Below are 13,845 nucleotides of genomic sequence, written 5' to 3' on the forward strand. Positions count from 1 at the left end.
AATTATATTTAAAAAATAACTTAGGTGAATAACATATTAGAACTTAAAACAGTAAATGAACTTCAAGAATATAACTTTTATATTCCTTCTTACCAAAGAGGTTACAGATGGACAACTAAAGAAGTTCTAGAATTATTAAATGATATTTCAAATTTCACTCCTAGATTGGTTAATGATAATACTGAGGAAAGAACATGGTATTGTTTACAGCCAATTGTAATAAAAGAAAGAGAAGATTCTAAATACGAAGTTATTGATGGACAGCAGAGACTGACAACAATATATCTAATATTACATTATTTAAATCAAGATTTTGTAGAAAACAGAAGAGATCAATTATTCTCTTTAGATTATCAAACAAGAGATAGCTCAAAAGACTTCTTGCTAAATTTACAAGAAGATACAAATGAAAAAAATATAGATTTTTATTACATATCCAATGCTTATAAAACTATTTCTAATTGGTTTAATAATAAAAGTATAAATTTTGACAAGGGAAATTTTCGTTCAAAATTTAAATTTAATTCCAAAGTAATTTGGTATCTAAGTAAAGAAAGTGATTCCATTTCAATATTCACAAGAATTAATATCGGTAAAATACCACTTACCAATTCAGAACTTATTAAAGCACTATTTCTAAATAGCTCAAATTTTAATAAAGAAGACAACAAGTTAAGACTTAGACAACTTGAAATTGCTACTGAATGGGATAACATTGAAAATTCTTTACAAAATAATAAGTTTTGGTATTTTCTTAATCAAAATCAAATTTCTACCAATCGAATTGAATTTATTTTTAATCTGATGAATGATGAACCTGATGATGAAGATAATTACTCAACTTTTAGATTTTTTAGTAAAAAATTTAGTAGTGGAAATAATTTAACTTTAGATAATAATTGGCAAGAAGTAAAAAGATATTTTCAAAGGTTTAGTGAATGGTTTAATGAAAGAGAATTATATCATAAAATAGGTTTTTTAATTAGTGTTGATGCAGTTAATATTAAAAAACTATACCAAGAATCTGACAAGGCAACTAAATCTGAATTTAAAATGTATTTAGATGAGTTGATTAAATATCAATTTAGAAGTATTGACCTGGCTGAACTACAGTACTCAGACACTAAAGAAGTTAGAAAAGTTTTGTTGCTTTATAATATATTAACAATGTTGTCAACTACTAAAGATAATTCTTATTTCCCTTTTGATTTATATAAAAATGAAAAATGGGATATTGAGCATATTACCTCAATTAAAGATAAAATTCCTGAGCACAATAAAGGACAGTGGCTAAGTGACGCAATTACTTTTATTGGAAAGGAAAGTGATGAAGAAAAAAGTTTAAGAGAAAGAATTAATTTATGGGATGATGACAATGATGACGAGTTTAGAAAACTTTTTGAAGATATAGTTGCTTATTTTAATTCTAGTTTAAATGTCGATGACGATATAAATAGTTTATCTAATTTAACATTATTAGATTCTTCTACGAACAGAAGTTATAAAAATGCTGTTTTTCCATTCAAAAGAAGGATAATTATAGATCGAGATAGAAAAGGAATATTTATTCCGATTTGCACTAAAAATGTATTTCTAAAGTATTTCAGTGATTATCCTCCAAAGATTTCATTTTGGTCTCAAGAAGACAGAGAAAATTACGAAAATGACTTATTTAAAGTTTTAAATTCATATCTAGGAAATAATGGCAACTGAACAGACAAAATATAAAGGTGAAATACTTACTTTTTTCGATTTATTAAATAGTCAAAAAATTGAGATTCCAATTATACAAAGGGATTATGCTCAAGGCAGGCTTGCCGAAAAAAAAATAAGACTTAATTTTTTAAGTGCACTTTTAAATAGTATTAAAAGTGATGAACAGATAATGTTGGATTTCATATATGGTAGTTCTACAAACGAAGCATTTCAACCTTTAGACGGACAACAGAGATTAACAACATTGTTTTTACTTCATTGGTATGCAGCTACTAAAGATTCCGAATTAGATGAAGAAGTCAAAAATATTTTGTTAAAATTCACTTATGAAACTCGTATATCATCCCGAGAATTCTGTAATGCACTTATAAGGAACAAAGTAGTTTTAAATAAAGATTCCTCACCGAGAGAAAAAATTATTGATTCATCATGGTTCTTTTTATCATGGAAAAACGATCCTACGATTGATGCCATGCTTAGAACATTAGAGGATATACACGATATGTTTTTTGAAGTAGAAAATCTTTGGCAAAAATTAATAGCAAAAGATGATAATTTAATAAGATTTTATTATGTCAATTTAGAACATATCGGATTAACTGATGACTTATATATTAAAATGAATGCAAGAGGAAAACTTCTTACTCCTTTTGAAAATTTTAAAGCAAGTTTTGAAAAATTAATTAGAGATGAGAAATGGGACACGAATAGTGATTTCAGTTTAACATTCGCAAATAAAATTGATGGTGTTTGGACAGACTTATTTTGGAAATACTTTAGAAAAAACAATAGTATTGATAATGCTTTTATAAGGTTTATTTCTACAATTATCATGATTCGAAAATCAATTGATAGAAAGGAAAAATTAGAAGACAGAGCTACTTTACTTTCTAAATTGCATGACGATCCAAATATTGTTGCAGTTAAAATGTTTAATGAGAGTAGTTTTGAATATTTAGTTGAATGTTTAGATTTACTACAGGTTAAATTAGCAGAAATTAAAAATGTTCAAATATTATTTCCATTATTTAGACATCAACCCAAAAATGATTTTTTTAATGAAGTATTAATAGAAGATAATGTTTCTTACACACAAAAAGTGCTCCTATATGCTCAAATTGAATATTTTAGAAGAGTAAATATTTTTGATGATACCATGTATGTTGAATGGATGAGAGTCGTTAGAAATATTGTATCACAGGGAGATATAGAAAAAAATGGAAAAAGAACTGATATTGTAAGAAGTCCTCAAACTTTTGATGGTATTATTTATCTTATTTCTGAATTAGCTCAGGGATGCTCTAATATTTATCAATATTTATCTAATTCACCAAATATAAAATCTACTTCAGCAAAAGAGCAGATCGAAGAGGAAAAATTAAAAGCAAATTTAATTATTGATAAGCCCTCAAGAAAAGAGATTATACATTCTTTAGAAGATACGGATCTGCTAAGAGGAAAAATCAGCTTTATTTTTTATTGTTTAGATTTTAATGGAATCATTAGTAACTTCAATGATGAACAATTTTTACAAATTAGAGATGCTTTTATAAACAATTTAGGGGTTGAAAATAATCTAAATAATAATTTACGAAGAGCGCTTTTAACAATTTCTTTTGAAGAAAATTTTGAGTTTTATAATTATTGGTGGTCATCGTGGAATGTTATTGATGGAGAAAAGAGAAAATTAATAAATTCTTATAGAGAAATTGAATACATAATAAACTCTGAAGAATACAGAGGATATTTTAAGACTTTGCTATTTAAATTAATTGATAAACAATTAGTTGATATAATAAATGATTTTATACCACCTTCAAATTTTCCAAATTGGAAAACTAGACTAGTAAAAGAGAGTCAGTTACTAGACACAATGAGTCTGTCGAATTATATTGCTATACCGCAGGATAAAAGTTGTTGCTATTTATTAAAAAGTCCACGACCTAGAGATATTACTGGTTGTATTAAAATTGAATAACTCCATGGAATTAGGACATCTTTTAGTGTTTTAAGAATTCAATAATTCTGAATTCCTAACAAAAAATGTAATAAAAATGAAGTGTGTATTTTTATCCACTTCATTTTAAATCAGCTATTTAATTTTTTTTCGTTGTTGTTTTGAGACATAATCTGAAAGAATATTCAGAACGAGGTAATGGATTAAAGAAAAAATAGTTTGTATATACAAGCAAGAAGATTTAGTAAAAATTGAAGGTATAAAATAAGAAGAGTAATTAGGTTTTAAATGATCCTATTTAAATAAATAATGGTATGGTAGCATAACTTATTTAAGACGTTCAGCTGAAAATTTTTCTGCAATGACATACGGCTGTTTCAGATAAAAGTCGTTCGGACTCACATCTTCGTTTCCAAATATCAAAATTTTGCTTTTTTGTTTGTGTGCATAGCGTTTATCAGCTCCGGTAACTTCATGAGTAACGTTAAATGTAAGGTTATGTTTTGCACAAACTTCTTTGATAGGTTTGCCTATTGATTTGGGAATACTTATATTCCTTTTGCTGAAGATTCTATAATGTTCTTCACTATTCCATAAAATGTCTGGGACAGTAATCCAGTTTCCGGTCTCTCTTTCAAGTATCATAGAAATATCAGCAATAAATTGATTAATATCTTTAGGTACTCCAATTATTTCGCATTCAAGTTCATTATGATTGTAGAGAAGTAATGCTGGATGTTTATCTGAAATTTTTAATCTAGTATATGGCAGGAGGATATTCCAAAAGAAACCATGATATTTTTCAGTGTTTGTGCAAGTTATTTTCCACTCTTCACGTTCGATGGGAATATCATAACTGGTTTGATTAATTGAAAAAATCATCTCCACAGTATTATCCGATGTTTTGAAGGTGAATAATTCAAGTTTAAAATCACAGTTTTGATAAAAATCATCGGTATGTGTTCTTTTAATTAAATCTTCTATCATAGAGTCTTAGTGTAATTGTTATATCAAAATCGGTATATGTAAAGTATTTAGTAATCTGTCAAAAATAATTTCGTTTCTATCCATTTCCGATGAAGTTGAAAAAAAATACTACTTAACTGTGCTGAGTAATGTAATAATATCATTTACGTTATGAGAAGAAATATAATCTAATATATAATTTTCTGCTTCTTTTTTGAGCTCTGTAGAAGTTGAAAAAGTGTTCATGTAGAAATCTTCATTTTCATCTTCAATATGAATAATTTCAGTATAGCCTTTACTAATTAATGTCCCTTTTAGTTTTAGTACTTTAAGCTCACTTTCCCTGCTAATTTCTTTCTTTATTCTCAGCTTTATAGTTTTATTCATGGTATTCTATTTTATAATTTATGCAAATATTTGACAACAAAAAAGAGACTCGAAAGTCTCTTTTTGGAATTAATATATCTTTTATAAAAGCTTATTTTGCTTTTAGTAATTTTTCCAAATATTCGACTTTGTCTTTTTCAGCTTGAACCAAACGTTCGTATAGTTTGATCTGTTGTTCGTGAGATTCGATTAATTTATCCAATGGGCTAAATGTGCAATGATTTGCATTGAATGCACCATGCGTAAAACTATTGTCATTAAAATTATTAAAATAATTAAACACACCCTCTTCTGAAAAATTCTTAATTGCTTCCACAGTTACTCCCAATGCTTTTGCTACTTCTTTTAATTTTTCTTCTTCTATTGTTTCGCTGTTTTCCATAATAGAAATAGCCTGCTGATTTGTTCCCATAGCCTGTGCCAATGCTTCCTGCTTCATGTCTTTTAATTCACGAATACGACTGATTTTTCGTCCTATGTGATTTGGTTTTGTTACTGTACTCATAGCTCAAAGATAATAATTAAGAATAAAAAAGTAAGTCTCCTGTATGATATAGGAATAGTCTTGTACGGTACAATACAAATTGATACGGTACAGTACGACTAATCACTTACTTGCCTGTGTGTTAAACAAAAATACAATTTTTCACACAAGTATTAATTAAAAAAAATAAAATTATGAGTAGTGCAATTCAATTTCAAGATCGGAAAGAATTGGAGAATGCCGTTAGAGAGCTCCAATCATTTATGGACATTACAGCGGTCACCCTGCATGAGGCAGAGACCGCAGATAAAAGAGGTTATATACTTACTATAATCTTAAGGGAAGATTCACAGCAGATTGCATCGGAAATGTATGGCTGGGCAGATAAGATTTTAAAAAAATATCCGTCCGTTCCTTATGTAATTATAAATCTATGGGATGTACTGCATCGCTTAAAGCATGGAAGCTTGTATTATTTAAAGTGGTATTTATCAAATATAAGTCTGTTTAAAAACGAGGAGTTTGATTTTAAGATTAAAAAAGATATTCCCACTGTATCTGTTCTGCTTAAAAAAGCAGTAAAGAAAAACACCGGGCTTTTAGTCAAAGCAGAATCATTAAGAAGAGGTTCCCAGCATTATGAAGGAACAAATAACCATCATATGGCGCTCTATACAATTCATCAGGCAGTAAACCTTCTCTTTGGTATAATCGGAGAACTGGTCATGGGAAAATCTCATTCGAATCATTATACATTCGATCACTTAAATACGATAAAGCACTATGCACCTATCTTGAAACAGGTATTCAATACTGATCTTGATAAGGATAAAGAAATTGCTGATTTGCTTGATAGAGCAAGGATTGAATTTCCTTATGGAGGCAAAACAAAGATTAAGAAAGACAGGGTTAAAGAAGCACAAAAGAAACTTTACCGCATCTTAAAAGAAACTAAGAAGATCTTTCAAGACCAGCTTTCTTACTGCGATGAAAAATCCGTTTTTTTTATTGAACCAAAGCAGAATACAGACACTTTAAACGATGGTGTCATCGACATTGAGAAAATTGTCAATGATACCGTTACTTCTTATCTTAAGACTGAGGCAGTTTATTGTTTTGGAAAAGCAGAAAAAAGGATTAAACACTTTTATTTATTAATACTTGTCAAAGAAAGTAAAGTAAATGCAGTGCATGATCTGGCTGATATTATTAAAAGCAGAACCAAAGAGCAGTGCACCGCAACACTTTTGATTCATCATATTTCAGAGCTTAAGACTGCAACAGGCGATCAGAAATATTTCTTTTTGAATATTATAAAAAATGGAAAGGCTTTGTTTAAAAAAGAATCTGCTGTTCTGGAATTTGGAGATCTTCCAGTCCGCAGTATAGCATCTGCAAAAGAATACCTGTGCTATAGAAATATTGTGGTGAATAATATGGAAAAATGGCAGGAAGATTATGAATGGGCATGTTATGCTCCCCTTAAAGGTTTGATGCTCCATACTATGACAGAACAGATCTGTCTTGGGATGATCCGCTTGTTTATGGGTTATTCTCCAAATCATTTTTCACTTTCCTATCTATTAGAAATCTGCGATCATTTTAACCCTGAAACAAGCAGTTACTTTCCGAGGGTTACAGAACAGGACAGAAACTTGTTTACGATATTAAGCAGATCATATGCTTCGCTGAGATACAGCGGTGCAGATACTTTTTCTGAACTAGATATGAATCTTTTGCAGGATCGATACAATGATTTTGCTGGTTTCTGCACAGGTGTTGTACAAGATGAATTAAGACGTACTGAGAACCTTATTTCGGCTGAACCTTAAACAGACAGATCATGTATTATAATATTTTAACACAGAAAGACCATCCTAAGTATCAGGCAGTCAAGAAAACAGTGAAACTGTTAGTAGCGTTTGTAGAAGCTGAGTGCATTTACTTTTCTGATTCTGCTGTAGAATCAAAAACAGGGATTCTGACAATTGTTGTGAGCAAAAAAAGCCCTCATTACTATGACGATGTTGTCTTCCATTTATGGAAAGTAGTTGAAAACTACAATAATTTTTCATTTTGTTTTTTTGACAGGGAGTGTATAAAGAGAGAAGTCGGAAAAGGAAATTTATTTTTTCTTTTCAATTGTAAAGAAACAGATCTTGTGTATAGAAATGCCGGAGAAAAACCTGTTCTGGATATAAAAAAAATAAATCTGAAACGGCTTTTGAAAAAGACTGTTACAAATTATCAAATGTGGATATCAGAGGCCAATACTATTGGCAGGGATTTAAAATACCACCGTGGAAACGAGAATCATTTAATGGCATTGTATGTTATACATGAGCAGTTTCGATATCTTTTTATTAATGCTTCATGGGTTCTAACGGGTGAATGGGTGATGGTTGAAAACATTTCAGACCAGCAGGAGCGTATTGCGAAGTTTAATACTGCCTTAGGTAGAACTTTTGATTTAGATAACAAAGAAGAGAAAGAACTTTTAAGAAAGCTTGATCTTGCCCGAAAAGCTGTTCAGTGGGGAGAAGAAATTGAACCGTTAACTGCAGAAATTGTCGAATCAGCATATGAAAAAATGCAGTGGCTAATGAGTGAAGTAAAAACAATGTATCAGCAGTATGCTGAGCAAACCAAACAAATATTTAAAGAATATGGAAACCAATGAAAATAAAAAGGGGGATGATTTTATCAAAGAACTGAAAAGCAGTTTTTATTTTAGAACATTGACCCCGCAGAGAGAGAAAGAAGGTATTTATCATGCAGATATAAAATTCGCGAGCTACATAAAGCTGATTTTTACAGTACAGGATCTTCTTAAAATAGCACTTCACGCACTGGAGAATTCAGATCTTGAGAATTCCAGCCAGATCGAAGATCCCGCTTTTCATCTTACGAGTATTTTGGAAATTGCAATACAGCTACTGCCGTGCAGTGAAGCGGAAGGGCTTGATAAACTGCATAAACTTTATTTGGAGATTAATAGCGAGAATAAAAATGAATAAATGGATAACTAATTTTTTAAATCATGAAAAAGAAGAAAAAAAACTTTGAGACCAAGTTCTGGGCTGGATTTGAGGCGGGAAATCCATTTGAAGCATCTGATGCCCTTTTTGATTTTGCACATCTTGACTACTATAAGCGAAATTTAACACAGGCAGTACTGTACAGCTTTAAAGAAGAAATCTGCAGTAATGATAGACCAAGCGAGATTTTTATATTCTATAAAGCGATATGGTCATTTTTGAAAACATACTACTGCCTGTATAAAAAAAGCAGTAATTGGAGAGTGAAAGAGTCAATCCGCACAGAAAATGTATTTCATCTCACTTCACTGACAAAGCAGGAATATGACAATCCTTTCACCGTATTTCGAAAGGCATTTGCAGAGAAAAGCCTTAAGGAGTTTGAATTTTTCCTTTCTGAAATAGTGAGTCTTTCATTGTCTCCATACAAAGAAGAGGGGGATATTGACCTTACGACTCCATATATCCATTTAATAAAAATGCTTGATGCGGGAGAGCTTATGCGTGAAAGAGGGCTTGAAAAAATAAAAAAAGTTAATGAATCTAAAGAGAATGCCGAATGCTGAAATTACTGTATCAATGCAGAGATGCTCGATTTAACTAATAAAATATATTGATATGAAAAAAAATAAAATCAAATTAAATGATCTGGTTGAAAATCCGGAGCATTACTTTATAATGCTTAAACCTGCATCAAAAATGCGGAACGATATACACAATCTCGAAATAAATGTTCAGGGATATTCCGATCTGTTTTGTATGATTATGGATTTACTTAAGGCAGGAATGCTTGCATTAGACGGAATGGAAGTCAGTACAAATAATAATCCGAGGCATGTTGAAAGATACGTTTACAGCCTGTTGAGAATAATAGAAATGCTGATCCCATTGGAAGAGGCAGATTTACTGGACATGCTTTACAGAAAATATTTAAAAGAAAATAAAAAGAGTACTACGAACTAATCTATGTCTATTCATAATTCTAATAAAACGCCGACTTCGGAGGCGTTTTCCAGTCCCGCAGGGCAAGTTGTTTTGAGATGCTGAATTCATTTCAAGCATCTCAAAACACAACTTGCCGTTGTCTCGTGACAACTTATTTAGGAATGGATTTAATTGAAAGGGCTTGATGCCCTTTTTTATTGTAATGGTTATAAGTTATTATTGAGATGTAAACAATGCAATGCCGGATTATTAATGTACAATGTGATTATATTAAATGTAATCTATCAAATTCTTCGATTGTTTTATGGTCTAAAAATGAATGCCTTCTTTTTTTATTATACCAATTTTCAATATATTCATATACATCGGCTCTCATCTGTTTTCTGGTTAGAAGTTTATTCCCGTTAATTAATTCTCTTTTAAAAGAACTGAAAAAACTTTCACAAACGGCATTGTCATTATGATTTTGCCTACGACTCATGCTACGTATTACACACTTATAAGAGTCTAGTGTACTAGCGAAAATTTTATTAGCATATTGAACACCTCTATCAGAATGAAAGATTAAATCTTTAGCAATTTTTCTGTTCTTAACTGCCATTTTCCAAGCGGGTAAAATTGTTGCTTTGGTACTCATTTTGGTGCTTAAAATCCATCCTATTATTTTTCTATCAAATAAATCCATAACAACCGTAAGATATAAAAAGCCTTTTGTTGTTTGTATATACGTTATGTCTGAAACCCAGGCTTTAGCAGGCTCACTGACTGTGAATTCTCTATTTAAAACATTTGAAACTACATAGTGATTATGATGTGAATCAGTTGTTACCTTAAACTTTCTTTTAACTTTTCTGCGCAATCCCAACATTCTCATGTACTTTTTTACTGATGAATTTTTTATTTTAAACCCTCTGCTTTGTAGTTCCTTTGTAATTTTAAAACATCCATATGTTCTCTTAAATTCATAATAAATGTTCATAATTTCTTGTTTTAATAAAATTATTCGAACTTCTGAATTAGTAAGTTCTTGTTTTTTTGTTCTATAATATGTGGTTTCTGAGACGTTTAATACAGTTAACATTTTTGCAATTGAAAATTTACATTTATTTTCTTCGATAAAGTTTTTAGTCATTATTTTCCCTTGAGAAACATATTTGGTTCCTTTACTTAAAATCTCGAGTGTAATTTTTGAATTTTTAATTTTCTTTTCAAGATCAGTGATTATGGCTTTTTCAGGAGTCAATTTAGGGTGACCCGATCCACAAAAACTTCCTGTTCCAAATTTTTCAAAGTCTTTTCGCCATTGGTATAAGTAACTTGGAGCTATTCCCAACTCTCTTGCAAGGCTTGCAGTTTGCCTCTTTCCTCGCTTATAACTTAATTTAACTGCATTTTCTTTGAAAGTACGTTCGTATTTTTTCATAGTCAGAAGTTTGGTAATTTATAGCGGAATATCTTTTAATGAAGATTTTCAATATATTCAGATATTTTTTCTTCCATTTGTTGTTTAGTCAGAAGCATATTTAAACTAGCTAGTTCAGATTTTAGGGAAATAAAAAAGCTGTTAGGTATCTCATTATCTAAATGATTTCCTTTTCGACTCATGCTTCGTGTAATATGTTTATAGTCTAATTTACAAGTAAACATCTTATTAGCATATTGAATACCTCTATCAGAATGAAATATTAGTCCTTTCTTGGTTTTACGATTACGAAGTGCCATTTCCCAAGCGGGGATAGAAGTTTCCTTTATTGTCAGCCCTTCACTCAAATTCCATCCAATAATTTTTCTGTCAAATAAATCTATAATAATTGTCAGAAATAAAAGTCCTTTCAATATTTCTAACCTTGCCATACCCGATACCCAAACCTGAGAAGGTTCGTCAGCTTTAAATTGACGATTTAGAATATTAGGAAAAATATAAGGATTATGGGGAATAAATGATGAGCCAGATAATTTGTGTCTGCTACTAAGTTTACTGACCAGACCCGTTTTTTTCATGTAATCGGCTACTGAATACTTATTTAATGTAAAACCGCGACTTTGTAATTCTGCGGAAATTTTCCCATTTCCATATCTACCCTTATATTCATAAAATATAGAAGTTATTTCTTTTTCAATTAAAGTTTTTTGAAGTTGTGTTGGAGAAAATATTTTATCTCTCCATCTATAATATGTAAGCATACGTATGCCTAAAACTTTACACATTTGCCAAAGGGGATATCTATCTAGATTCTTTTCAATAAAATGAAAAATCATTGGTTTCCCTTCAATAATATACTTGCTAGCGCTTCTAAAAATCTCAATTTGAAGTTCTGCATATTTAAGTTCTTTCCTAAGTGTTCTTTTAAGGTCAGAAAATCTTTGTTGTTCTGAGGTTCTAAAATGACCTCCCCCACAAAAGCTATCTGTTCCATATTTTTCAATATCAGCTTGCCATCTGTAAATATTCGTTTTCGCTATGCCAAGTTCTTCCGCCACTTTAAAACCACTTGTTTTAAGCGCTAATTTGACTGCATTTACTTTGAAATCGCGGTCATAGATTTTACGTTTTCCCATTTCTTAAATTTCAAATTCTATACTTATGTGAATTTAAGAAATATAATGGTGTTGATATATAAATAATAAAGATAATGTTGTGCTAAGTATTTTATTTTCTGTGTGTTAAAAATTAATTAGACTGGAATTAAAACCTAAAGTGGTAACCTGTGCATATAATTATTTATGCATGCAGGTAGACAAGTCCTAAGATATTCAATCAATCAATCAATCAATAAGGTATTCAAGTGCTCAGGGAAGTAGGTAAGGATGTATGCAGGTTGGCATTCCTGCCTGCAAGCCAGCAGGCAGTCACGCAATCAAGCCTGTAAGTATACACAAAGGTCAGCAGGTGCTCAGCCAGTCCAGCAGTACCAATAAAATATATTTTTCCAAAAGAAAACAGAAAAAATGAAAAAAGAAAAAGAAAGCTATCTCAAAGGACGGGATTCAGACAGGCCAAAAGGAATCGGAATAAGTCCCGAAGGGTGTCTTGAGAGGAACGAGCAAGGCATTATGCCGAAGTCTTTTTGCCAGACTGTTAAGCCCGTCATACCTTCGGTTTCTTTTTATTATTTCTTTGGATAATTATAAATAAAAAGAATTCCAATATTAAAGGTTTAAGACTGGGCTAGGAACAAATAAGCCAAATGCTTCCAACTGCTTCCAAACACTTCCAAATTGGCTTGTAACTCTGAGTATATTTTATATTGGTTTTAATAAATTGAAATAAGAAGTTATGGAAAATGAAGAAAAAAAGAATCGGAATAAAGGAGGAAGACCTTCCAAAATAGATCCCGCCGTCCACCGCTATTCCATCAGTCTTACTGCAGAAGAAAATACCCGCTTCCTGACTCTTTTTGAAACCTCAGGGATGCATGTAATGGCACACTTTATTACAGCGTGTGTTTTTCAAAAAGGAATAAAAACAGTCAAGATTGATAAAGCGACAATGGATTATTATATGCGCCTGACCTCATTTTACAGCCAGTTTAGGGCTGTCGGGGTAAATTACAATCAGGTTGTAAAGATTTTATATCAAAAATTTTCCGAAAGGAAAGCTTCGGCATATCTGTACAAACTCGAAAAGCAGACAATAGAACTCGTTGTTTTATCCAAAAAGATAATACAGCTTACAGAGGAATTTGAAGAAAAGCACATTAAAAAGCCTTGACATAACAGCGAAATTTCAAGAAATATAATTCTACAGACGTGTTTAATTCGCGTCCAATGTATGAAACATGATTTTCAGTGTGCCATATATAAAGAATTGATAAGATACATCGATAAAATTTTATTAATTGCTGTTTATCGAAAAAACACCTTTCGGTTATGTTCTAGCCAAGCTTTAATTATTGAAATTGCTGTAAGCCTGCAATTTTCGTTTTCGATATTATGCCTTTAAAAGACAAAGAGTACCAGTGGCACTATAAACGTCATAGCTTCAAACATGCCTAATTATATTTATTAAAATAAATATAATTAGGTTTAATTAGGAAGGATCGTGAAAGCGGTCTTTTACAGTTTAGAGCAGGAGGTGCACGATGAGAAATGAAAGAACGGATAAAAGAAAAACCACTATAGGCAGGGAGTTAGTAGAGCCACATGCTGAGAGCATAAATATAATGCTCGAACAAAGAGAGAGCGTTTCTGGTAATGATAAAGGAAAAACCGTAAAGAATCAGCAAAAATTAACTATTGAAGAATTAAGAAGTTGTAAAGGTTTTGAAACAATATCCGAAGCAGAAGGTCAGGAGATAATTGAAAGCCTGTTTCAATTGGCAGTAATAGTTTATAATTTTTAAAACTAAGAA

Annotated in this window: 15 protein-coding genes; 10 read left to right on the forward strand and 5 right to left on the reverse strand. The window is 30.9% G+C overall.

The window, feature by feature from the left end; translation table 11 throughout:
* The first annotated feature begins 24 nt into the window (after window positions 1-24).
* A complete protein-coding gene (locus RT99_RS06670; RefSeq protein WP_042563944.1) occupies window positions 25-1,713 on the forward strand; it encodes a DUF262 domain-containing protein in 1,689 nt (562 codons plus the stop codon).
* Window positions 1,703-3,694, forward strand: coding sequence for a DUF262 domain-containing protein (locus RT99_RS06675; RefSeq protein WP_042563945.1), 1,992 nt, complete (start codon window positions 1,703-1,705; stop codon window positions 3,692-3,694). The genes RT99_RS06670 and RT99_RS06675 overlap by 11 nt, the downstream gene beginning before the upstream one ends.
* Window positions 3,695-4,000: 306 nt before the next feature.
* On the opposite strand, the gene RT99_RS06680 is transcribed toward RT99_RS06675, so the two are convergent.
* From RT99_RS06680 to RT99_RS06690, 3 genes are all read right to left on the reverse strand, one after another.
* Window positions 4,001-4,660: a hypothetical protein gene (locus tag RT99_RS06680; protein ID WP_042563946.1), complete on the reverse strand. Its 660-nt coding sequence runs from the start codon at window positions 4,658-4,660 to the stop codon at window positions 4,001-4,003.
* Between the two features lie 108 nt (window positions 4,661-4,768).
* On the reverse strand, window positions 4,769-5,026 hold the full coding sequence (locus tag RT99_RS06685; RefSeq protein WP_042563947.1) for a hypothetical protein: 258 nt from the start codon (window positions 5,024-5,026) through the stop codon (window positions 4,769-4,771).
* 91 nt (window positions 5,027-5,117) lie between these two features.
* Window positions 5,118-5,531, reverse strand: coding sequence for a helix-turn-helix domain-containing protein (locus RT99_RS06690; RefSeq protein WP_042563948.1), 414 nt, complete (start codon window positions 5,529-5,531; stop codon window positions 5,118-5,120).
* 173 nt (window positions 5,532-5,704) lie between these two features.
* On the opposite strand from RT99_RS06690, the gene RT99_RS06695 reads away from it, so the two are divergent.
* Genes RT99_RS06695 through RT99_RS06715 form a run of 5 tightly spaced genes read left to right on the forward strand, consistent with a single transcriptional unit; the run spans window position 5,705 to window position 9,511 of the window.
* Window positions 5,705-7,342, forward strand: a complete 1,638-nt coding sequence (locus RT99_RS06695) for a hypothetical protein (protein WP_042563949.1) — start codon at window positions 5,705-5,707, stop codon at window positions 7,340-7,342.
* 11 nt (window positions 7,343-7,353) lie between these two features.
* Window positions 7,354-8,190, forward strand: coding sequence for a hypothetical protein (locus tag RT99_RS06700; protein ID WP_042563950.1), 837 nt, complete (start codon window positions 7,354-7,356; stop codon window positions 8,188-8,190).
* Window positions 8,177-8,527, forward strand: a complete 351-nt coding sequence (locus tag RT99_RS06705) for a hypothetical protein (RefSeq protein WP_042563951.1) — start codon at window positions 8,177-8,179, stop codon at window positions 8,525-8,527. The genes RT99_RS06700 and RT99_RS06705 overlap by 14 nt, the downstream gene beginning before the upstream one ends.
* A gap of 23 nt (window positions 8,528-8,550) precedes the next feature.
* Complete coding sequence (locus RT99_RS06710; RefSeq protein WP_042563952.1) at window positions 8,551-9,114, forward strand: hypothetical protein; 564 nt, start codon at window positions 8,551-8,553, stop codon at window positions 9,112-9,114.
* Between the two features lie 52 nt (window positions 9,115-9,166).
* Complete coding sequence (locus RT99_RS06715) at window positions 9,167-9,511, forward strand: hypothetical protein (protein WP_042563953.1); 345 nt, start codon at window positions 9,167-9,169, stop codon at window positions 9,509-9,511.
* Window positions 9,512-9,758: 247 nt separating this feature from the next.
* Here RT99_RS06715 and RT99_RS06720 read toward each other — a convergent pair whose 3' ends face one another.
* Entirely contained in the window at window positions 9,759-10,916 is a 1,158-nt protein-coding gene (locus RT99_RS06720; RefSeq protein ID WP_082036926.1) for an IS3 family transposase, read from the reverse strand.
* 35 nt (window positions 10,917-10,951) lie between these two features.
* Window positions 10,952-12,052 (reverse strand): IS3 family transposase, encoded by a 1,101-nt coding sequence (locus RT99_RS06725; protein WP_042563954.1) that lies wholly within the window; start codon window positions 12,050-12,052, stop codon window positions 10,952-10,954.
* 390 nt (window positions 12,053-12,442) lie between these two features.
* Here RT99_RS06725 and RT99_RS25270 point away from each other — a divergent pair, with 390 nt between their 5' ends.
* The 3 genes from RT99_RS25270 to RT99_RS06735 all read left to right on the forward strand — a co-directional run bounded on the left by RT99_RS25270 (window position 12,443) and on the right by RT99_RS06735 (window position 13,836).
* Entirely contained in the window at window positions 12,443-12,619 is a 177-nt protein-coding gene (locus tag RT99_RS25270; protein WP_165587185.1) for a hypothetical protein, read from the forward strand.
* Between the two features lie 151 nt (window positions 12,620-12,770).
* Window positions 12,771-13,205 carry a conjugal transfer protein MobA gene (gene mobA, locus RT99_RS06730; protein WP_042563955.1) on the forward strand — a complete coding sequence of 145 codons (435 nt, stop codon included), beginning with the start codon at window positions 12,771-12,773 and terminating at the stop codon, window positions 13,203-13,205.
* Between the two features lie 370 nt (window positions 13,206-13,575).
* Window positions 13,576-13,836 carry a hypothetical protein gene (locus tag RT99_RS06735; RefSeq protein ID WP_042563956.1) on the forward strand — a complete coding sequence of 87 codons (261 nt, stop codon included), beginning with the start codon at window positions 13,576-13,578 and terminating at the stop codon, window positions 13,834-13,836.
* Window positions 13,837-13,845: the final 9 nt, after the last annotated feature.

The organism is Flavobacterium sp. MEB061 (assembly GCF_000834715.1).
Classification (GTDB): Bacteria; Bacteroidota; Bacteroidia; order Flavobacteriales; family Flavobacteriaceae; genus Flavobacterium; species Flavobacterium pectinovorum.